The organism is Mesorhizobium sp. CA10 (assembly GCF_020165285.1).
Taxonomy (GTDB): Bacteria; Pseudomonadota; Alphaproteobacteria; order Rhizobiales; family Rhizobiaceae; genus Mesorhizobium.
In genome coordinates, this window is record NZ_JAIUHV010000002.1 from 652,170 (window position 1) to 672,884 (window position 20,715).

Annotated in this window: 20 protein-coding genes; 8 read left to right on the top strand and 12 right to left on the bottom strand. The window is 64.5% G+C overall.

Translation table 11 applies throughout. The annotated features are described in order from the left end of the window. The first annotated feature begins 261 nt into the window (after positions 1 to 261). The 4 genes from iolB (at position 262) to phnN (ending at position 3,915) form a co-directional block, all read left to right on the top strand. Entirely contained in the window at positions 262 to 1,074 is an 813-nt protein-coding gene (iolB, locus tag LB535_RS06550; protein ID WP_224631602.1) for a 5-deoxy-glucuronate isomerase, read from the top strand. 245 nt (positions 1,075 to 1,319) lie between these two features. After that, a complete protein-coding gene (locus tag LB535_RS06555) occupies positions 1,320 to 2,027 on the top strand; it encodes a DUF1045 domain-containing protein (RefSeq protein ID WP_224631603.1) in 708 nt (235 codons plus the stop codon). Between the two features lie 122 nt (positions 2,028 to 2,149). After that, a complete protein-coding gene (locus tag LB535_RS06560; RefSeq protein ID WP_224631604.1) occupies positions 2,150 to 3,289 on the top strand; it encodes an alpha-D-ribose 1-methylphosphonate 5-triphosphate diphosphatase in 1,140 nt (379 codons plus the stop codon). After that, complete coding sequence (phnN, locus tag LB535_RS06565; RefSeq protein ID WP_176477063.1) at positions 3,289 to 3,915, top strand: phosphonate metabolism protein/1,5-bisphosphokinase (PRPP-forming) PhnN; 627 nt, start codon at positions 3,289 to 3,291, stop codon at positions 3,913 to 3,915. Before LB535_RS06560 ends, phnN begins: the two co-directional genes overlap by 1 nt. 200 nt (positions 3,916 to 4,115) lie before the next feature. Here the strand turns inward: phnN and LB535_RS06570 are convergent, their stop codons facing one another. The 7 genes from LB535_RS06570 to LB535_RS06600 all read right to left on the bottom strand — a co-directional run bounded on the left by LB535_RS06570 (position 4,116) and on the right by LB535_RS06600 (position 11,181). Beyond that, on the bottom strand, positions 4,116 to 4,931 hold the full coding sequence (locus LB535_RS06570; RefSeq protein ID WP_224631605.1) for an ABC transporter ATP-binding protein: 816 nt from the start codon (positions 4,929 to 4,931) through the stop codon (positions 4,116 to 4,118). Beyond that, the gene (locus LB535_RS06575; protein ID WP_224631606.1) at positions 4,931 to 5,662 is read right to left on the bottom strand and encodes an ABC transporter permease; all 732 of its coding nucleotides are present in this window, start codon (positions 5,660 to 5,662) and stop codon (positions 4,931 to 4,933) included. Before LB535_RS06575 ends, LB535_RS06570 begins: the two co-directional genes overlap by 1 nt. A gap of 9 nt (positions 5,663 to 5,671) precedes the next feature. Beyond that, complete coding sequence (locus LB535_RS06580; protein WP_224631607.1) at positions 5,672 to 6,418, bottom strand: ABC transporter permease; 747 nt, start codon at positions 6,416 to 6,418, stop codon at positions 5,672 to 5,674. An 86-nt stretch (positions 6,419 to 6,504) separates the two neighbouring features. Then, positions 6,505 to 7,347, bottom strand: a complete 843-nt coding sequence (locus LB535_RS06585) for a transporter substrate-binding domain-containing protein (protein WP_224629887.1) — start codon at positions 7,345 to 7,347, stop codon at positions 6,505 to 6,507. A 193-nt stretch (positions 7,348 to 7,540) separates the two neighbouring features. Further along, positions 7,541 to 8,536 carry an ABC transporter permease gene (locus LB535_RS06590; protein WP_224525925.1) on the bottom strand — a complete coding sequence of 332 codons (996 nt, stop codon included), beginning with the start codon at positions 8,534 to 8,536 and terminating at the stop codon, positions 7,541 to 7,543. Then, the gene (locus LB535_RS06595; protein ID WP_224525926.1) at positions 8,533 to 10,098 is read right to left on the bottom strand and encodes a sugar ABC transporter ATP-binding protein; all 1,566 of its coding nucleotides are present in this window, start codon (positions 10,096 to 10,098) and stop codon (positions 8,533 to 8,535) included. Before LB535_RS06595 ends, LB535_RS06590 begins: the two co-directional genes overlap by 4 nt. A gap of 120 nt (positions 10,099 to 10,218) precedes the next feature. Then, positions 10,219 to 11,181 (bottom strand): sugar-binding protein, encoded by a 963-nt coding sequence (locus LB535_RS06600; protein WP_095768035.1) that lies wholly within the window; start codon positions 11,179 to 11,181, stop codon positions 10,219 to 10,221. A 611-nt stretch (positions 11,182 to 11,792) separates the two neighbouring features. Here LB535_RS06600 and LB535_RS06605 point away from each other — a divergent pair. Both LB535_RS06605 and LB535_RS06610 read left to right on the top strand, forming a co-directional pair. Then, positions 11,793 to 12,908, top strand: a complete 1,116-nt coding sequence (locus LB535_RS06605) for a LacI family DNA-binding transcriptional regulator (RefSeq protein ID WP_224631608.1) — start codon at positions 11,793 to 11,795, stop codon at positions 12,906 to 12,908. Between the two features lie 63 nt (positions 12,909 to 12,971). After that, positions 12,972 to 14,048 carry an NAD(P)H-dependent flavin oxidoreductase gene (locus LB535_RS06610; protein ID WP_224631609.1) on the top strand — a complete coding sequence of 359 codons (1,077 nt, stop codon included), beginning with the start codon at positions 12,972 to 12,974 and terminating at the stop codon, positions 14,046 to 14,048. A 69-nt stretch (positions 14,049 to 14,117) separates the two neighbouring features. Here the strand turns inward: LB535_RS06610 and LB535_RS06615 are convergent, their stop codons facing one another. After that, the gene (locus tag LB535_RS06615; RefSeq protein ID WP_224631610.1) at positions 14,118 to 15,521 is read right to left on the bottom strand and encodes an FAD-dependent oxidoreductase; all 1,404 of its coding nucleotides are present in this window, start codon (positions 15,519 to 15,521) and stop codon (positions 14,118 to 14,120) included. Between the two features lie 177 nt (positions 15,522 to 15,698). On the opposite strand from LB535_RS06615, the gene LB535_RS06620 reads away from it, so the two are divergent. Next, positions 15,699 to 16,499, top strand: coding sequence for a class I SAM-dependent methyltransferase (locus tag LB535_RS06620; RefSeq protein ID WP_224631611.1), 801 nt, complete (start codon positions 15,699 to 15,701; stop codon positions 16,497 to 16,499). 19 nt (positions 16,500 to 16,518) lie between these two features. On the opposite strand, the gene LB535_RS06625 is transcribed toward LB535_RS06620, so the two are convergent. Beyond that, positions 16,519 to 17,223, bottom strand: a complete 705-nt coding sequence (locus tag LB535_RS06625) for a helix-turn-helix transcriptional regulator (protein WP_224631682.1) — start codon at positions 17,221 to 17,223, stop codon at positions 16,519 to 16,521. A 127-nt stretch (positions 17,224 to 17,350) separates the two neighbouring features. Between LB535_RS06625 and LB535_RS06630 the strand changes: the two genes are divergently transcribed. Further along, positions 17,351 to 17,986, top strand: a complete 636-nt coding sequence (locus tag LB535_RS06630; RefSeq protein WP_224631612.1) for a LysE family translocator — start codon at positions 17,351 to 17,353, stop codon at positions 17,984 to 17,986. A gap of 21 nt (positions 17,987 to 18,007) precedes the next feature. Here LB535_RS06630 and LB535_RS06635 read toward each other — a convergent pair whose 3' ends face one another. From LB535_RS06635 to LB535_RS06645, 3 genes are all read right to left on the bottom strand, one after another. Continuing rightward, positions 18,008 to 19,099, bottom strand: coding sequence for a 3-deoxy-7-phosphoheptulonate synthase (locus LB535_RS06635; RefSeq protein ID WP_224631613.1), 1,092 nt, complete (start codon positions 19,097 to 19,099; stop codon positions 18,008 to 18,010). Between the two features lie 436 nt (positions 19,100 to 19,535). Beyond that, positions 19,536 to 19,799 carry a type II toxin-antitoxin system prevent-host-death family antitoxin gene (locus LB535_RS06640; protein ID WP_224631614.1) on the bottom strand — a complete coding sequence of 88 codons (264 nt, stop codon included), beginning with the start codon at positions 19,797 to 19,799 and terminating at the stop codon, positions 19,536 to 19,538. Positions 19,800 to 19,909: 110 nt separating this feature from the next. After that, positions 19,910 to 20,704, bottom strand: a complete 795-nt coding sequence (locus tag LB535_RS06645) for an SDR family oxidoreductase (RefSeq protein ID WP_224608277.1) — start codon at positions 20,702 to 20,704, stop codon at positions 19,910 to 19,912. Positions 20,705 to 20,715 lie beyond the last annotated feature (11 nt).

A 20,715-nucleotide genomic window follows, 5' to 3' on the forward strand; every position in this document is an offset into this window, starting at 1 on the left:
CGCAGCGACGCGGCGCAGACCCTAGGATCCATTCCGTGACTTCGAAGCAGCCGCTGCGGTACAGAATTCTGCTCCGCAGCGCCCTTCGATTGAGGTAACGGCATGGATTCTAGGGTCTCCGCGACGGAGCTGCGCTCCTGCTTCGCCCTAGAATGACGAAGTTGGAGGCCTCGGCCAATCTCGAAGGTTGTGCTGGTTCTGTCAGCCGGCAAGATCTTTGATCCGCAACCAACGAAGGCCAACGGAATAGGAGAGACAAAAATGTCGAAACTGCTCGTCAAGGCCGACAAGGGCCACGGCCATGTCGCTCACGTCACGCCGCAAAGCGCCGGCTGGACCTATGTCGGTTTCGACCTGCATCGGCTTCGTCCGGGCGAGACGGTGTCCGGCAAAACCGGCGAGCGCGAGGCCTGCCTGGTGTTCGTCACCGGAAAGGGCAAGGCATCGGCCGGCGGCAAGGATCTCGGCCTGCTCGGCGAGCGCATGTCGCCCTTCGAAGGCAAGCCGTGGTCGGTCTATGTGCCGCAAGGCGCCGACTGGTCGGTGACCGCCGATACCGAGCTGGAACTCGCCGTCTGCTCGGCGCCTGGCCTCGGTGGCCGTCTGCCGGTGCGCGTCATCGGACCTGACGATCTCGGCCAGGAGGTGCGCGGCAAGGGAACCAGCACGCGCTACGTCACCAACATCCTGCCCGAGGGCAAGCCGGCTGATTCGCTGCTGGTGGTCGAGGTGATCACGCCCGGCGGCCACACGTCGAGCTATCCGCCGCACAAGCACGACCAGGACAATCTGCCGGCCGAATCCTATCTCGAGGAGACCTATTATCACCGCCTCAACCCGCCGCAGGGCTTTGCCTTCCAACGCGTCTACACCGATGCCGACCGCAACGGCGTGCGCGAGCTGGACGAGGCGATGGCGATCGAGGACGGCGACGTCGTGCTGGTGCCCAAGGGCTATCATCCCTGCGCGGCCTGCCACGGCTACGACCTCTATTACCTCAACGTCATGGCCGGACCGAAGCGGACGTGGAAATTCCACAACGCGCCCGAGCATGAATGGCTGATCAAGGCCTGATCGACGCGCCGGCAAAGCCGTTGGTCCAGCCCGGAAAAATCGTCGGCTAACGAGCTCCGTGCTGGACTTGCCTTCGAAAACCCACGAAAGCTTCGTCAATCCGTCATGGAAATCACCTATGGCAGCGGTTCCGGTGCATGTCGCCCCAAGCGCTCCGGCGTTTGGGCCACGACCTGCCAAGACAATGACTTGAAGCGCGTCGCATATTCCTTTGGGGCGCGCAGCGCGCTTGACGAGGAACGCCCATGCGCTACGCCATCTACTATACCCCGGGGCAGGACGAGAAGCTGGCGCGCATTGCAGCCAACTGGCTGGGCCGCGACCCGTTCGGCGCGGCGACGCGGCCGGTCGAGGCCGTGGGCGATCTGTCGGCCGCGGAAGTCGCTTTCCATACTGCCTCTGCCCGGCGCTACGGATTCCATGCGACGCTGAAAGCGCCGTTCCGGCTGGCGCCGAACGAGACGGAAGCTTCGCTGCGCGCCGCGCTCGACGCTTTCGCCGAGACGACGCCGCCTGTGATCATCCCGCGTCTCGTCGTCGGCCAGATCGACGGCTTCTTCGCGCTGGTGCCGGAAACGCAGTTTGCGCCGCTCAACGATTTCGCCGGCGAGGTGGTGCGCGCCTTCGATCCGTTCCGCGCGCCGCTGACGGAGGCCGAGATCGAGCGCCGCAGCCCCGATGCGCTGAAGCCGGACGAGTTCCGCAATCTCTGCCAATGGGGCTACCCTTACGTCTTTGACACGTTCCGCTTCCACATGACGCTGTCGGGGCGGGTCGGGCCACAGGAAAGCCCACGTCTTCGTGCAGCGATCGACGGCCTGTTCGCCGACGTGCTGCGGCAGCCCGTGCCGGTGGATGCGCTGACATTGTTCGTCGAAAGCGAGCCCGGCGCCCCGTTCATGGTGCTTTCCCATCATGCGCTTGGCCGCAGCCCCGCCCGCAAGACCGCATAGGACGGATCCGCGGAAACGCTGAACCGCCCTATCTTTTTGTTTACGCAATTTCGGACGGAAAACCGCAAAGCACTTTTCCTGGAATTGCTCTGAAACGACTGCTTGAGATAGGACCGCCCGAGATGACCGCCGAAACCGTTCTCACCAATGCCCGCATCGTGTTGCCCGACGAAATCGTCAAGGGCTCGCTGTTGTTGCGCGGTGGCCTGATTGCCGCCGTCGAGCCGGGGGCTGCCCGCGCCGGCGAGGACATGGGCGGCGATTACATCATCCCGGGTCTCGTCGAGCTTCACACCGATCACCTCGAAGGTCATTACGCGCCGCGCCCGAAAGTGCGCTGGAACCCGATCGCCGCCGTGCTTGCCCATGACGCCCAGGTCGCGACCGCCGGCATCACCACGGTGCTCGACGCCCTGCGCGTCGGCATGGACGAGGATGCCGACCTGAAATCCGACGACGTTCGCAAGCTGGCCGACGCCATCGAGGACAGCGTGCGCCAGGATCGGCTCAGGGCCGACCATTTTATCCACCTGCGCTGCGAGGTCTCGGCGCCGGACTGCCTCGAGGCTTTCGCCAATTTCGAGACCGACGAGCGGGTTAAGCTCGCCTCGCTGATGGACCATGCGCCCGGACAGCGCCAGTTCGTCAACCTCGAGACCTATGCCTACTACTACCAGCGCAAGCTGAAGCTGACGGACCGCGACTTCCAGAAATTCTGCGAGAAGCGGATGGCCGAATCGGCCCGCAATTCCGGTCCGAACCGCGTCTTCATCTCGGCCGCCTGCCAGGAGCGCGGCATCGTGCTGGCGAGCCATGACGACGCGACCGCCGGCCATGTCGACGAAGCGATCGAGCAGGGCGTGCGCGTCGCCGAGTTCCCGACGACGGAAGAGGCCGCCAAGGCCTCGAAAGCCGCAGGCCTCGGCGTGCTGATGGGCGCGCCAAACGTCATGCGCGGCGCCTCGCATTCCGGCAATGTCTCGGCGCGCACGCTCGCCGCCGACGGCCTGCTCGACATCCTGTCGTCCGACTACATCCCTTTCAGCCTGATCCAGTCGGCCTTCTTCCTCGGCGACGTCGTCGAGGGCATCTCGCTGCCGCAGGCGGTCGCCATGGTCTCGAAGAACCCGGCCGAAGCGATCGGCCTCGCCGACCGCGGCATCATCGAGCCCGGCCGCCGTGCCGACCTGGTGCGGGTGCGCGTGGACGACCATGTGCCGGTCGTGCGCACCGTGTGGCGCCAGGGCAGCCGGGTAGCATGATGATGGTCTCAGCTCTCATCGAGCGCGAGCTGGCCGACAGCCTGCCGATCCGCAACGGCGTCTTCGTCGCGGTGGTGGGGCCGAGCGGCGCCGGCAAGGATACGGTGATCGGCTACGCCAAGGCGCGCTTTGCCGGCGAGACGCGGCTGGAATTCGTGCGCCGCGTCATCACCCGGCCGAGCGACACGGCAAGCGAGGACCACGATACGCTGGCCGATGCCGCCTTTGCCGAGGCGGAGGCCGACGGCGCCTTCTCGCTGTGCTGGGACGCGCACGGCCTGCGCTATGGCCTGCCGGCCGATGTCGATTGGGCCGTGGCCAATGGTCATGTAGCCGTGGCGAATGTCTCCCGCGCGGTCATCCCGGCGCTGCGCGAGCGCTACGCCAACCTGGCCGTGGTCGAGATCACCGCCACGCCGGAAATCCTCGCCGAGCGGCTGGCGGCGCGCGGCCGTGAATCGCGCGGCGAGGTGCTTGCCCGCCTGGCGCGCAGCACCAGCGTAAAGCTGACGGGACCGGACGTGACCTCGATCGACAACAGCGGCGACAAGGAAATCGCCGGCGAACGCTTCGCCGAGGTGCTGCGCAAGGCGATGGCGTTCTCGGATCTGTCGGACATGATCTAAGACCTTCTCCTTCTCCCCTTGTGGGAGAAGGTGGATCGGCGCGCAGCGCCGAGACGGATGAGGGGTGTTGGAAGGATCGCTGCGATGACGAAATGAGCGCTGTGCGCATCCTATTCTTCAGCGCCTCGTTTCTTCCAGCACCCCTCATCCGGCCGCTTCGCGGCCACCTTCTCCCACAAGGGGAGAAGGGGCGCCGCGCTTCACTTGTGGAAGTTGGCGATGAACTGCTTGAACTGCGGCGTCGGCGGCCTAGCGAACATCTCCTTCGGTTCGCCGGCCGAGTCCACCTCGCCCTTGTGCAGGAACATCACCTTGCTCGACACGTCGCGGGCAAAACCCATCTCGTGCGTGACGACCAGCATGGTGCGTCCTTCTTCGGCGAGCGAGCGCATGACGCGCAGCACCTCGCCGACCAGTTCCGGATCGAGCGCGGATGTCGGCTCGTCGAACAGCATCACCTTGGGATTCATCGCCAGCGCTCGGGCTATTGCCGCGCGCTGCTGCTGGCCGCCAGACATGTGGGGCGGATAGTAGTTGCGGCGCTCCCATATGCCGACGCGCTTCAGCAATGCCTCGGCCTGCTCCAGGCACTCGGCGCGCGGCCGCTTCAGCACATGCGTCGGCGCGGCGACGAGGTTTTCCAGCACGGTCATGTGCGACCATAGATTGAAGCTCTGGAAAACCATGGCGAGGTTGGCGCGGATCCGCTCCACCTGGCGGATGTCGGCGGGCATCTGGTGGCCGTCGCGACCCCGCTTCATCTTGATGAGCTCGCCGTCGACCCGCACTTCGCCGGAATCCGGGGTCTCCAGGAGATTGATACAACGCAGCATCGTGCTCTTGCCGGACCCGGAGGAGCCGAGAATCGAGATGACGTCGCCCTTGTGGGCCTCGAGCGAAATGCCCTTGAGCACCTCATGATCGCCGAAGCACTTGCGCAGATCCTTGACGCTGATGGCTGGCGTCTCATCGGAGGACGGCGCGGCTTTCGCGGCAGCGGCGACATTTGCCGACATCACAACACCTCCGGTACGGGTTTGACTTGCTGGCTCTGCTCGGGCGGGGGACGCAGATGCGGCGAAAGCCGGTGCTCGACCCAGGCGAACAACCGGGCGATCGACAGGTTGAGAAGCAGGTAGATCACGCCGGCGCAGGTCAGCACCTCAATCGGCCGGAACGTGTCATGCTGGATCTTCTGCGCCGTTCCCATCATCTCCATGATGGTGACCACGGACGCCAGCGCGGTTGCCTTGGTCATGAGGATGATTTCCGTCGAATAGGCCGGCAACGCAAGCCGCAGCGCGATCGGCAGCGTGACGAGGCGGAAGCGGGTGAAGGCCGACATGCCGAACGCCTTGGCCGCCTCGATCTGGCCGACAGGCACCGCGCGCAGCGCGCCGCGGAAAATCTCGCTCTCATAGGCCGCAGTATTCAAGGCCATGGCGACGATCGTGCAATACATCGGATCGCGCAGGATTGGCCACAGGATCGGGCTGTGGCGCACGAAGTCGAACTGGGAGAGCCCGAAATAGACCAGATAGAGCTGCACCAGCAACGGCGAGCCGCGGAAGACGAAAACATAGGCGCGGGTGAAATACTCGCCCGATTTGTAGCCGGAAGCCCGCAGCCAGGTCAGGCCGGTGGCGATGATGAGCCCGAAGGCGATGCCGAAGAACCAGATCTCGAGCGTCAGCGGCAGCGCCTTCAGCACGCTCCACATGGTTGAAAGGTAGAAGTCGAAATCCACCGCCACCTCTTATTTCGGCCGTGTGAAGCTTCGGGAGGTGTAGCGCTCGGCTTTGTCGAAGATCGGCGTCGAGATCGAGGTCATCACCAGATAGAGGATGCCGGCGAGCGTGTAGAAAAGCAGCGAATGATGCGTCGAGCGCGCCGCCTTGTTGGCCGTCAGCATCAGCTCGGCGACGCCGGTGACCGAGATCAGCGCCGAGTCCTTGATGGTCAATTGCCAGACATTGCCCAGCCCCGGCACCGCGAGACGCAGGACCTGCGGCATGATCACGAGGCGAAAACGCAGCCAGGCCGACATGCCGTAGGCACGCGCCGCTTCCAGCTCGCCGCGATGGATCGCCAGGAACGAGCCGCGAAAAACCTCGGCCTGATAGGCGCCGGAAATGATGCCGACCGCGAGAACGCCGCCAAGGAAACTCGGCATGTTCAAGATATCGGCCGAGCCGATCGATCCGGTCGAGCGCGCCACGCCGGTCAGGATCTGGGTGCCGCCATAGTAGAACAGGTAGATGATCAGGAGTTCCGGTTCGCCGCGGAAGACGGTGGTGTAGCTCTCGCCGATGAACCTCAATCCGCCGCGATGCGAAAGCTTGGCCGCCGCCACCAGCGAGCCGAGCACGGCGCCGATCAGCATCGAGACGACGGTGACGGCGAGCGTCCAGGCGATGCCCCAGAGCAGTTGCACGCCCCAGCCGGCGGCCAACAGCTCATAGGCCGTCGAAACCTGATCCTTGAGATCGTTGAGAAACTCCACTTACGGCTCCTGCGGGCGCCGAGATAGGCATCGACGTATATGCTCAATGCAAAACGGGAGCAGCCTTGGCTGCTCCCGTTGCGACATTACTTGGTAATGTCGATCTTGAACCATTGCATGGAATATTTCGACACCGAGCCGTCATCGAGCGCGGCCTTGAGCGCCTTGTTGTAGATGTCCTGCAGGTCCTTGTCGCTCTTGCGGAAGGCCGCGCCGATGCCCGGCCCGAGGATCGGGCCACCCTTGAATTGCGGGCCGACGAATTCCAGGTCTTTCGCATCGGGCTTGGCCAGCGTGCCTAGGAAATAGGTGGTGTCGGCGAAGGCGACGTCGATGCGGCCCGCCATCAGGTCGAGGTCGTGCTCGTCGGTGGTCTTGTATTCATGGACGTTGGCGACATCCTTGAGATATTTGTCGGCGAAGGTCGCCTCCGTGGTCGAGACCTGCAGGCCGACATTCTTGCCGGTGAGCTCCTTGCGCAGCGTGTCGAGCGCCGCCTTGGATTCGGCGTCGTCCTTTGAGAGATCGATCATCTTGCCGGTGTTGGACATCTGCGCCAGCGGGCCGTTCTTGTCGGCCAGGAAAGCCACCGGCGACGACGCGTAGGGAATCGAGAAGTCGATGGTCTTCATGCGCTCTTCGGTGATCGACATGCCGTCCATGACGATGTCGAACTTGCCTGCCGTTAGCCCGGGAATGACGCCATCCCAATCCTGCGCGACGATGCTGCATTCCAGCTTCGCGCGGGCACAGACGTCGTTCAGGATGTCCACCTCGAAGCCGACGATCTTGCCGCTGGCATCGGTCTGGTTCCACGGGGCATAGGAGCCCTCCATCGCGACCGTCACGGTCTTCCAGTCCTTGGCCATAGCCGGGGTCGAGCAGGTCAGCGCCAGCGCGGCGAGCGCGATCCAACGTGATGATGTCACGGTAATTTCTCCCATATTTTGTTCTTGGAACCCTCAGATACCATTTGCTTAGCCCAGCCCCGATTCTGCGACAAGGGCTGTTTTCCGGTTCACGCGTTGTTGCAATTCGTCCGCGAATCGGGACCTGCCCACGGCTTCACCGCGAGCATCGATCCAATCGGAACCCGGTCCGGGTGTGGACGGAAGAGCGAGACTACTCCGCCGGCGCGCCGGCGACGCCCCGGCGAGACGCCTCCAGCATCCGGCGCCGGGCGCGGAAGACGCCCCATTGCTGGTCGACCAGCACGCCGATCAGGATCACGCCGCCCATCACCGCGAAGTTGAGCGAGGAAGGAATGCCGAGCAGGTTGACGAGGTTCTGCAACTCCTGCAGCAGCACGGTGCCGAGGACAGCACCGACCAGCGACCCTTCGCCGCCGCGCAGCGAGAAGCCGCCCAGCACCGCCGCGGCGATGGCATAAAGCTCATAGAACTGGCCGTGGCTCGCGGGCGAGATCGAGCGCGTGTACATGGCGAAATAGATCGCCGACAGCGCCGTCAGCACGCCGCAGATGACATAGGCGGCGATGATCACCCGGCCCGTGCGGATGCCGGAATATTTCGCCGCTTCCTCGTTCTTGCCGATCGCATAGAGATAGCGGCCGAAGACCGAGCGGTGCAGCACCACCCACATAACGATGGCGATGACGATCAGCGCGATGAAGCTGTTCGGCAGGCCGTAGGAGCGGCCCGCGGTCAGGAACTCGAGCGTCGGGAAGTTCTGCCCGAAGGCGAAGCCGGCCGTGCCGTCGGCGGTATAGAAGCGCGCCACGCCGCGATAGATGAGCAGGCCGCACAGCGTCACCACGAAGGGCTGCAGTTTCAGCCGCGTGATCAGCCAGCCATGCACGAAGCCGATGACGGCGCCGAGCACGAGGATCAGCACGAAGGCCAGCGGCCAGCTCACCTCGCGCACCGCGATGAAATCGATGAACAGCGTGCCGAGCAGGGCGATCACCGAGCCGACCGACAATTCGATGCCGCCGGTGATGATGACGAAGGCCTGGCCGATCGACAGGATGCCGAACAGAGCGACCAGGTTGGAAGTGTTGGCGAGATTGATCGCCGACAGGAAGCGCGGGTTGATGGCCGTCACCACCGCGCCGACCACCAGGATCAGGATCAGCAGGCCGAGATCTTTCTTGCTCATTGCGCTCCTCCCGCCGCCTGCAGCAGTTTCGGCTTCTTGCCGACCGCCAGCAAAAGCACGTTCTCCTGGCTGAAATCGTCCTTATCGAGGATGCCGGAGATCTGCCCCTCATGCATGACCGCGATGCGGTCCGACACGCCGATCACTTCTTCCATGTCGCTGGAAATCATCAGCACGGCGACGCCGGCATCGGCGAGCGCCCGCATCAGCCCGTAGATCTCCGCCTTGGCGCCGATGTCGATACCGCGCGTCGGCTCGTCCAGGATCATCACCTTGGGGTTCATCGCCAGCCATTTGGCCAGAACCACCTTCTGCTGGTTGCCGCCCGACAGCGTCCCAGTGCGGGTCAAGACCGACGGCGCCTTGATGCCGAGGTTCTTCTTCTGCTTTTCGGCCGTCGCGAGCTCGGCGCCGACCGAGACCAGCGAGCGCCTGGCATGGGCCGGCAGGTTGGGCAATGAAATGTTCTGCGCGATCGAGAGATCGAGCAATATGCCGGTGAGCTTGCGGTCCTCCGGCACGAGGAAGATGCCATTCGCCACCGCGTCGGCCGCCGATGTCACATTCAGCGGCTTGCCGTCGAGCGTGACGCTGCCGGCGAGCCGTTCGTCGATCCCGAACAGCACGCGCGCGAGCTCCGTGCGGCCGGAACCGACCAGGCCCGCAAGGCCGAGTATCTCGCCGCGTTTCAACTCCAGACTGACCGGCCGGTCCGGATAGGTGCTGGTGCGGATTGCATCCGCCGACAGGGCTACGCTGCCCGGAGCCCGCGCGGCCTCGCCGGCCTTCTCGCGCTCCTTCAGCATGCGGCCGATCATCAGCCTGACCATCTCGTCGTGATTGATGTGGCTCTTGGGAAGGGTGCCGGCCAGCGTGCCGTCGCGCAGCACCACGACGCGGTCGGCGACGCGCTCGATCTCATGCAGCCGGTGCGAGATGAAGATGACGCTGATGCCTTGCGCCTTCAGGCCCTTGATGACGTCGAGCAGCTTTTCGGTTTCCGCCATCGGCAGGCTGGAAGTAGGCTCGTCGAGGATGACAAGGCGCGCCTTGATCGACAGCGCCTTGGCGATCTCGACCATCTGCTGCTGCGCGAGCGACAGCGACGCCACCGGCGCGTCGGCCGAGAAATTGGCGCCGACGCGCTTTAGCAGCGGCGCCACCATCTCGCGCAGTTTCGCGCGGTCGACCAGCCTCAGCGGCCCGGCACGCAGCGGCTCGCGGCCGAAGAAGATGTTGGCGGCGACGTCGAGATTTTCGAAGAGGTTCAGTTCCTGGTGCACGAAGGCGATGCCGGAGCCGATGCTATGCTCGACGGTCAGCGCGTCATGCGCCGCGCCGTCGACGGTGATGGTGCCGCTGTCCGGCCGCGTCACGCCGCCGAGGATCTTCATCAGCGTCGATTTGCCGGCGCCGTTTTCGCCGACCAGGCCTATGACCTCGCCGGGCCGGACCTCCATCGAGAATCTGTCCAGCGCCACAACGCCCGGATAGGTCTTGCGCACGGCCTCGAGGCTCAGGAACGGAGCGGTGGTCGGTTGAGTGGAATCGGTAGAGGTCATCACGCCATAGTTTACCGCACGGGGCAACAGCCGGTGGCCACAGACTGACGGGCCTTGGCGGGTCCGTCAATACGAACGCCGGCTCAAGGCGAACCTTGAGCCGGCGCAACTGTGCTGAGCTTACTTGCCCTGCATCGCCTTGAGGTTGGCGGCGTAGGCGTCCACATCATCCTTGCCGATGATCTTGGTCGGGATGATGATCAGGTTGTTGGCCGGGATGCCCGACTTGTCGCCCTTGAGGTAGGAAGCCATCAGCTTCATGCCCTGATAGGCCCATTCGAACGGCTGCTGCACCACGGTCGCGGCGACGGTGCCTTCCTTGACGCCGCCCAGCGTGATCGGATCGTCATCGAAGCCGACGACGGTGATCTGGCCGAGCTTGCCGGCGTCGCGCAGCGCTTCATAGATGCGCGGCGTGTTGTAGGAGTAGAAGCCGACCATGCAGGTGATGTCGGGGCTGGCGACCAGCGCGTCCTCGACATTCTTCTTGGCACGCGCCTGGTCGATGTCGTCGCCGCGTACGTCGACCAGCTCGATCTTGCTGCCGGCGAGCCCGTCCTTCATGCCCTGGATGCGCTCCTTGGCGTTGTCGGCGCCGAGCAGGCCGACGAAGCCCAGGCACTTGCCGCCGTTGGGCATCGCCTTCTTGGCGATTTCGGCCGCCTGTTTGCCGGCATCGACGTTGGACGAGCCGATATAAGCGACGCGCTTGGTCTGCGGCGCATCCGAGTCGGTGGTGAACAGCGCGGTTTCCGACGCGATCTTGTTCAATCCGTCGGTCGAGGTCTTGGGATCGACGGCCGAGACCATGATGCCCTTGACGCCTGCCGTCACCAGATCATCCATCAGCCGCTGCTGGATGGCGACCGACGACTGTTCCGGATATTTGAGCTCGAGATTGTAGTCGGGCAGTTCGCCCTGCGCCTTCTTCACGCCGGCTTCCGCCGCCTTCCAGAAGTCTGACGCACCGTTGACGACGAAGGCCAGCGTCGGCTTGTCGTCGGCGCGCACGCTGGCGCTTACCGACAGGCCTAATGCCAAGGCCGCCGCGGCGACTGATGCGTTGCGTATCATGGATTTCATAGTTCAACCTCCCTTGTAGAACTCTTCGCTGATGTCTCGGCTGCGGCGCGGATAACCCTCCTCCTCAAGGGTGTGGCGCAAAGGTCCGCCGACTTAAGAACGGTTCCGATCCGGCCGCGGTCGAGACACTAGACACTCATGTGGCATTCGTAAATAGTCCGATTTGTCTGACATTTTCGTGAGGATGGACACGCGCCCAAACCGGCGATCCCGCCGGCTTTCGAGCGAGCATCCTTCGCACTTTGCCGGCACCGAGCGGAAGCCCGGACGGTTACGACGAGTTGACAGTAGAACTCTTACAGCTATTAGTAAAGAGTATTAGTTTTGAGCTGAGGCGCGTGCTTTCGAAGCGGAGGAGACGCTGGTCGAAAGATGCGCCGAGAGTGAGGAGAGCACGTGCGCAAAAGCCTTCTATCGCACGGAAACCCGTAGGAATTGTCAGCGCTGCTGACCTTATCGGACTGATTTCGTCGCGACGCGGCGCGGCCGGCGATTTGCATGTCGCGCTTGATAATACTTATTATCAATAGTGTGTTTCAGATGAGCGTGCCGACCATCTTGCCGTTGCAATCGGCCTTTGCTTTGGAGCCGGCCGGGTTTGGGAACCGACCATGAGTGAACCAACGGAACTGCGCGATCCTCCCGGGGCTTCCAGGCGCCGCAAGCCGGCCGCCAAGCCCAAAGGACGTGTCACCATGACCGACATCGCGCGCGCCGCCGGCTGCTCGCAGGCGACGGTCTCGTTCGTGCTCAACAATTCGCCGGGCATCAGGCTGTCGCAACAGACACGCGACCGGGTGATCGAGGCGGCCAGAGCGCTGGGCTATTCGCCGCCGGTCTTTTCCGCGCTGCGGCCGCCGGTGACGCCCTTCGAAGGCCTGGATGGCGTCATCGGCTTCGCGGTCGACCAGCTCGCCACCAGCCCCGAGGCGGTGGTCGCCATCGAGGGCGCGCGGCAGGCCTCGTGGAACGCCGGCAACGTGCTTCTGGTGGCGCAGACCATGGGCGACGCGGTGATGGAGCCGCGCGCCATCCAGGCGCTGACGGGGCGCGGCATCACGGCGTTGATCTATATGACCATCTTCACCCGCGAGATCGCCGCGCCGGACTTCCTCTACAGCCTCGAGATGCCGGTCATCCTGCTCAACTGCTACACCGCCGATTATGCTTTCCCGGCCGTGGTTCCCTCCGAGATCGCCGGCGGCCAGAGCGCGACGAGACACCTGATCGGCCATGGCCATCGCCGCATCGCCACCATCACCGGCGAGCCGTGGATGCAGGCCGCGCAGGATCGGCTCAAGGGCTATCGCCGCGCTCTAGCCACCGCCGACATCCCGTTCGACCCGGAACTGGTGGTGGAGGGCGACTGGTCGGCCAGCGCCGGCTATGCCGCGACGGTCAAGCTGCTCGGGCTCAAGGACCGGCCCACCGCCATCTTCTGCCAGAACGACCGCACCGCGATCGGCTGCTACGAAGCGCTGAAGGAAGCCGGCCTGCATATCCCGCACGACATCTCCGTGGTCGGCTATGACGATGAGGAGATCGCCCGCCATCTGTTCCCGCCGCTGACGACCTCCATCCTGCCGCATCTGGCAATGGGCCAATGGGCGATCGAGCAACTGGAGACGCCGCCGACGCCCGGCCGCGGCCGCTATCCGATCACCAAGCTGGAGTGCCCGCTGGTGGAACGGGAGAGCGTGGGGAGCGTACCCGAACAATTCCGGTGACCCGGCCCCGAGACCGGCTTATGATGAGTGAGCGTGTGTTCCTTCCCAACAGGAAAAACGCTCATGTGGCCGAACCGCCGTTTATGCGATCTTTTCAAGATCGAGCATCCGATCATCCAGGCGCCAATGGCGGGCTCGGCGACGCCGGAGCTCGCCGCCGCGGTGAGCAATGCCGGTGGGCTGGGGTCGCTCGGATGCGCATCGATGCTGCCGGATGGCCTGCGCAACGTTGCGCGCCAGATGCGCGCCTTGACCGGGCGTCCCTTCAACCTCAACTTCTTTGTTTTTCCCAGACCCGACACCGGCGACACCGTGCTGACCCAGGTCATCGACAGGTTGCGGCCCTACTATGAGGAGCTGTCGCTCGGCGAGCCCTCGCGGAGGCTTCCGCCGATCGGACCGGGTTTCGACGAAGAAAAGCTTGAACTGCTGCTCGAGACCCGGCCGCCGGTCGTGAGCTTTCATTTCGGCATTCCGGATGCGGCTGCCATCGGCAGGCTGAAGCAGGCCGGGATCGCAATCATCGGCACCGCGACGAATGTCGCCGAGGCGCGCAAGCTCGCCGACGGTGGAGCCGACGCGGTCATAGCCCAGGGCTGGGAGGCGGGAGGTCACCGCGGTTCGCATGCTCCCAATGGTCCTGGCGACGGCGTTGGAACGATGGCACTGGTTCCCCAGGTCGTCGATGCCGTCGAACTCCCGGTCATTGCCGCGGGAGGCATCGCCGACGGCCGCGGCATAGCGGCCGCTTTCGCGCTTGGCGCCAGCGGCGTGCAGATCGGCACCGGCTTCCTGTCCTGCGACGAAGCCGGCACGGACGCACCGCGCCGCGCCCTGATCCGCACGGCGACCGACATGGACACGATGGTCACCGATGCCTTCACCGGCCGCGCGGCGCGCGCGAGACGCACCCGCTACGCCCTGGAAATGGAGGAGAGCAGGGTGCCCGTTCCGGACTTCCCGCAAATGGTCGCGCTCAGCGCTCCGCTCGGCGGCGACAAGGATTTCGCCTTCCATCTCTATGGGCAGGCGGCGGCGCTGAACAGGGAGCTTCCGGCCGGACAACTGGTGCGAACGCTCGTGGCCGAAACGGGCGAAGTGTTCGACGCTCTCTCGACCGGCAAAACGACGCCTGCGTGAGCGAAGTCTCCGTCACCGCGGTCCCGACGAGCTTTTAACCCCGAGCGTCGACGCCGGATTGCGAAAAGATCAGCCGGCAAGTAGCGATGCCATTCGGTCGCGATCGATGATGTTGGGATTCGGCGGCAAAGGGCGACCGTCCAGTTCGGCCATTTTTGCCGCGACATGCGGTCTGGCGACGACATCCTGCGGCAGCGAAACGCACATGGCGATCTCGATCACGCCGCGAAACACGTCGGCATCCTCGCTTGCGGCAGCGAAAAGCCGGGCCATGACCGGATTCGGCGGCGGAACAGGAAGGCCGTCCGCCAGGGAGTTCATCTCCGCGATCCGGGCACGGTCGGCGGCGATCTGGTTGCGATAGAACGGCCCGACCTGGCGCTCGGTCTCGGCATCATATTCTCGCGAGAATCCGGCGGGGTCGTCGATGTGCCGGCGAGCGACATTCCTGAGCACCTGCGCGTGCAGAAGGCCGACGCTCAACCCCCGCCCGGCGGACGGATTGGTGCAGGCCCAGGCGTCGGCCACAGCCGCAAACCCGGTGACGACAGGCTGGCCGTCGACGACAAACCGCCGGTAGCGGTCGAGAACGCCTGCCATCAGCAGGACATGCGTGATCGGCTCGCCGTCAAGCCAATGGGCTTGCATCGGACATGCCGTTACGACACGGTGGAAGGTGGCGGTGTCGCGCAAAGCCCGCATGGCCTTATTTCTCGCGGAGGTGAACAGGGTGACCGACCAGGTGTCGTTGTCGCCATCCAGCGTGAGAATCGAGAATAGCCCCATCGGAGTGAGCAGGCGGCCCTTTCGGCGCGGCCGCTGCTTGCCCGTGAAATAGCGGGTGAAATAGACGAAATTGCTATCTTCGGCTTCCTCGCTCGGACTGCGGCCTCCGGCGGCAACGATCCATTCGCAGGCAGGGCTTCGCCGCCCCATCGCATCGATCACCAGGTCAGCGCGAATCTCCTCACCGGACGTCGTGCGAACGCCCGCAATATGCGGCACGCCGGGAATGGCTGAGGCTCCCGTGATCAGCTCGCGAACCTTGATCCCCCGCCGGACGGTCACATTGGGCGCAGCTTGCGCTATCTCGGCTACGGCCCATTCGATCACCGGCCGCCGGCCGGTAACGAAGCGCATGGCTTCGTCGCCCGGGCGGGGCGCCCTGTCCGTTATTGTCGGGGGCAACGATCGAGGGTCGAAGAAGTCCATCCAGACGCAGCCGGCGCGCAGCAAAATATCCGTCAGCCCCGGCAGCTCCTGATCGGCGACCATCCGGAAACGCGAACTGAGGTTGTGGGGCTGCCTGAACTGCGCAACGCCGGGGCGCTCCCAGTCCCATCCTTGAATGGAACTCGAAGGCCGATCCGCCGGGTCGGCCTCGAGGACCGTCACGTCGTGACCATCGCGGCCAAGCATGGCCGCCGTGCACAATCCGATTACGCCTCCACCGCAAATCAGGATCTTGCTCACCCCGTCCCCCAATATCCGCGAGGGTTGGGCGCCATATTAGCTTCTGCGCACAGTCCCGGCAACGTGCCGGGCCGCCAGGCCCCCCGCTTGTGTGCGGTCACTGAACGATCCGCTGCTTTGGCTGCTTGGCATGGCTTCCGTGGAAGTCTACGTTGACTTCAACGAAGGGAGGGCGGGATGACATCAAGTTTCACCGTTCACGCGGCGTCGGGCTATGAGCAACTGATGGGGCGCTGGAGCCGCAGGCTCGCGCCCAAGTTCATCGATTTCGTCGGTCTGGCCGGCGGCGAAAAAGTCCTCGACGTGGGTTGCGGCACCGGCAGCCTGACCTTCGAGCTGGCGAAGTCAGGCGATCTCACCGATATCGAGGCCATCGACTTCTCGCCGGTCTTCGTCGCGGCGGCGAAGGAGAGGAACACCGATCCGCGCGTCACCATCCAGCAGGCGGATGCCACCGCACTGCCGTTCGCCGACAATGCGTTCGACCGCGCGTTGGCGCTGCTGGTGCTGCACTTCGTGCCGGAGGCCGGCAAGGCGGTGGCCGAGATGCGCCGCGTGACGCGGCCGGGCGGTGTGGTCGCGGCCGTGGTCTGGGACCATTACGGCGGCATGACCGGGATGCGCATGATGATCGACACAGTTGCGGCGCTCAGCGAAAGCGGGCGTCAGCTGCGCAACCGCTATTGCTTCCAGCCGATGATGCAGCCGGGCGAGATGAAGCGGACCTTTGTCGAGCAGGGTCTCGTCGATGTCACCGAGGCCGAGCTGATGATCCGCATGGACTACGCGGATTTCGACGACTTCTGGACGCCGATCGGCGCTGGCGAAGGCCCGCTCGGCAAATATATGACCACGCTGGACGCGGCCGAGCGGGAGCGTGTCGAGGCCGCCGTCCGCGATGCCTATCAAGCCGGCCGACCGGATGGCCCGCGATCCTTCGCCAATGTCGCCTGGGCCTGCCGCGGCATCGTTCCCTGAGACATAAGGCGGCAACGCGTCAGTTGCCGGCGGCCGCCGGGGCGTTGATCTCCCAGCCGTCGACCCACACCTGCCGCAGCCGGTCGCCTTCGCCCTTGAACCATTGGCCGGCCGCCCGGCAATCCTCGATGCGGTCGCTGCGGAAATTGCGGATGGCCTGCCGCAACTCGCACCAGGCGACGATGTTGGCGGTTTCGGCATAGTAGATCAGGGCGACCGGGCGAATGATGCGGCCGGTCGGCCGTCCCGCCTCGTCGCGATAGGAGAGGCTTAGCTTCTCCTCGTCGCGGATGGCGCGGCGGACCAGAGCGAGGTCGACGGCTGAAGCGGAGGGTGCTGCAAAGCCCCAGGCATGGAGGGCGTTGGCGTCGAGCGTCTGCCGCAAAGGCTGCGGCACGGCGCCGGCGATCTTGGCGCCGACGCGTTTGGCGGCCTGCTTGAGCTCCTCGTCGCCGGTGCGCTCGAGCAGCGCCAAGGACAGCACGATCGCCTCCATCTCCTCGATGGAAAACATCAGCGGCGGCAGGTCGAAGCCGGGGCGCAGGATGTAGCCGATACCGCGCCCGCCCTCAATGGGCACGCGCATTGCCTGCAGGGCTGCGATATCGCGATAGACCGAGCGTACGGTCACTTCCAGCCGCTCGGCGATCGTCGCCGCCGTCACCGGCTTCTTGGCCAGACGCAGGATCTGGATGATCTCGAACAGCCGCGAGGCCTTGCGCATTTCCTTGGCCCGATCAGAACGCAACTGACACATCCCCGTCAGTTGGAGTGACCTATAGAGTCGCCTACCCTCTTGAAAAGCAACAGATTCCTTTTCGCGCAAGCAGATAATGCGACAGGCAACTGACATGAGCTATGGCGAAAATCTCTGGCTGTTCTTCGTGCTTCTGTTCGGCGTCATCGCCGTTCCGGGCATGGACATGCTGTTCGTGCTGGCCAATGCGCTGACCGGCGGCAGCAGCAGGGGCCTGGCCGCCACCGCCGGCATCATGCTGGGCGGTGCAGTGCATACGCTGAACGGAGCGATCGGCGTCGGCCTGCTCATGCATTTCGTGCCGATCCTGTTCACGCCGCTGCTGATCGCCGGCGCCGCCTACATGGCCTATATCGGCATGTCGCTGATGCGCAGCTCGATCATCGTCGGCGACAACGGACCAACCGGGAGCCGCTCGGCCTGGAAGGCGTTTCGCCAGGGCCTGGTCACCTGCCTGATCAATCCGAAGGCCTATCTCTTCATCCTTGCCGTCTATCCGCAATTCCTGAAGCCGGCCTACGGTCCGATCTGGATGCAGGCGACGATCATGGGATTGCTGACGGTCGCCACGCAAGCCGCGATCTATGGCGGGCTCGCCGTCACGGCGGGGCGCAGCAGGCAGATGCTTGTGGCCAATCCCCGCGCGACCGTTCTCGCCGGGCGCATGGCAGGGCTGCTGCTGTTTGCCGTTTCGATATTCACGGCCTGGGAAGGTTTGAGGGCGGCGTGATCGCCGCCCTCTCCATTTCGCTCAAGCCGCGCCCTGCCGGCTGGCAAGCATCTCGCGCTTCACCGACCGGCGCCATTCGACCGCGCCGGCGAGGCCGTGCAGCACCGTTTCCGTGGTAGCCCAGTCGATGCAGCCGTCGGTGATGCTCTGGCCGTAGACCAGCGGCTTGCCGGGCACGACGTCCTGCCGGCCGGCGACGAGATTGCTCTCGATCATGACGCCGATGATGCGCTCGTCGCCCGCGGCAATCTGGCCCGCCACGTCATGCGCGACCTTCGGCTGGTTCTCCGGCTTCTTGGCGCTGTTGGCGTGGCTGACATCAATCATCAGCCGCGGCGCGATGCCGATGCGGACTAGCTCGGCCGCGGCGGCCTCGACGCTTGCGGCATCATAGTTCGGCGCGACGCCGCCGCGCAGGATGACATGGCAATCCTCGTTGCCGGTGGTCGCTGCGATGGCGCTGCGGCCGCCCTTGGTCACCGCCATGAAATGATGCGGCTGGGCGGCGGACTTCACCGCCTCGCCGGCGATCCTGAGATTGCCGTCGGTGCCGTTCTTGAAGCCGACCGGGCAGGACAGGCCCGAGGCCAGCTCGCGATGGATCTGGCTTTCGGCGGTGCGCGCGCCGATGGCGCCCCAGGCGACAAGGTCGGCGATGTATTGCGGGATGGTCATGTCGAGGAACTCGGTCGCCGCCGGCAGGCCGAGATTGTTGACGGCCGACAGAACGTTGCGCGCCATGCGCAACCCCTTTTCGATGTTGAAGCTGCCGTCGAGGTCCGGGTCGTTGATCAGGCCCTTCCAGCCGACCGTGGTGCGCGGCTTTTCAAAATAGACGCGCATGACGATCTCGAGCCGGTCGGCCAGGGCCTCGCGCAGCGCCGCCAGACGGCTGGCATAGTCAACGGCCGCGACCGGATCGTGGATGGAACATGGGCCGACGATGACAAGCAGTCGATCGTCGGCCCCCGAGAGGATCGAATGGATAGCGTTGCGCGAGGCAGCGACGGTGCGCGTCGCGGTGAGCGAGCGCGGTATCTCGCGCATCACCTCGTCCGGCGTGCTCAAGGCTCTGATTTCGGTGACCCGAAGGTCGTCTGTGGTGGTCAACACGGCTTTCTGCTCCTGGTTTAGGAGACCTGCCGGCTGAAACAAAAAAGCCGCCAGGTCTGGCGGCTTGTCGGATTTTCGATCTAGAGTTTTCAGATCGAGCGCAATCCTCCCGCCGCCAGCGAGCTACCGTAGCTAAAGTACCAAAACGAGGCGGTCAGGTGGATCATGCGCCTGATATAATCGATGCGGGGGCGCTTGTCACGTGGCTGATGAGAGCCAATTTGGAATGGCCGAATCTCGCGGTTTCGTCCTTGGGCGGAGCGGGAAGCGAAGCGTACCGCGTAGACCAAAGGAATCCATTCCGTGCCTTGGGCCGAGGAATGCACCCTAGCAAAATTCTGCGCGGCCGCGACGCTTCAAAGTAACGGCATGGATCCTCGGGTCTGCGCGCGTCGCTTCGCTCCTTGCTCCGCCCGTGGATGACGAAGGTAGCGATTCATAGCGGCAGATCACGCAGTTCGTCGTGTTGACGTTCAAGGTCTAAATCGGCACCACGCAGTGGCGATTCCAACAGGAATTCCGCAAGCGTACCCTTTCGCCCGGTCCTTCGAAGCCATTCTTCGGCCGACACGACAAGCACACTTGGTTTGCCGTTTTCGGTGATCCTCTGCGGCGCGTACCGCGCCCGCTCGATAATCTCCGCGAACCGGACTTCTGCCTCGGCGACAGTCCAGCTGGTATGTTCGGGCGCAGACATCATTCCACCCCCATGATTGTTCGGACTTATGACTATGAGGGAAAGGCAATGCTGCGGCAACCGGCAGACATGCGCGCTCTTGGGCCCGCGCGCCGTTACGCCAAAGCCAGCCGCTACTCCCCGATCACCCCGGCTATGTTCTGATCATAGTCGACCAGCGAGCCGGTCATGACGCCCGCCTGCGGGCTCAGCATGTAGGTGATCAGCCGGGCAAGCTGCGCGGGCTTGACCAGCTGGCCCATGGGCTGCGCGGCCTCGGCCTTCTCCAACCAGTCATCCGACGCTCCGTGCCATTTTTTCTGGACGATCGCCTCGCCCTCGGTGTCCATCCATCCCGGCAGCACCGCATTGCAGCGGATGCGGTTCCGCCGATAAGCGCTCGCGACATTCTTGGTCAGCGTCATCAGCGCGCCCTTGCTGGTCGAATAGGGCGTCAGGAAGGACTGGCCGGCATGCGCCGACATCGACAGCACGTTGACGATCGAGCCCGGAGCCTTGCGCTCCAGGAGATGCGCGACGAGGCCCTGCATCAGGAAGAAGGGGCCGCGGACATTGGTGTCGAATATCTGGTCGAAGAGTTCTTCAGTGGTCTCCACCAGCGACCCCCGCGCGGAAGTAGCGGCGGCGTTGACCAGCGCGTTCAGCGTTCCGAAATGCTTGATCGCTGTCTCGACGGCGCGCTTGCAGTCGGCGACCTTGGCGACATCAGCGCTGATGAAGATGGCGTCGACGCCGCTCTTCTTCAGTGCCGCGACCGCCTTGTCGCCTTTCTCCTGCGAGCGGCCGACCAGCGCCAGCGCGCGGCAGCCCTCGTCGGCCAAGGCTTCCGCAACCGCGAAGCCGATGCCCTGCGCGCCGCCGGTGACGATGGCGCGCGTTTCTGAATTGCGACCGGCCAAACCGTTCATCGCTGTGCTCC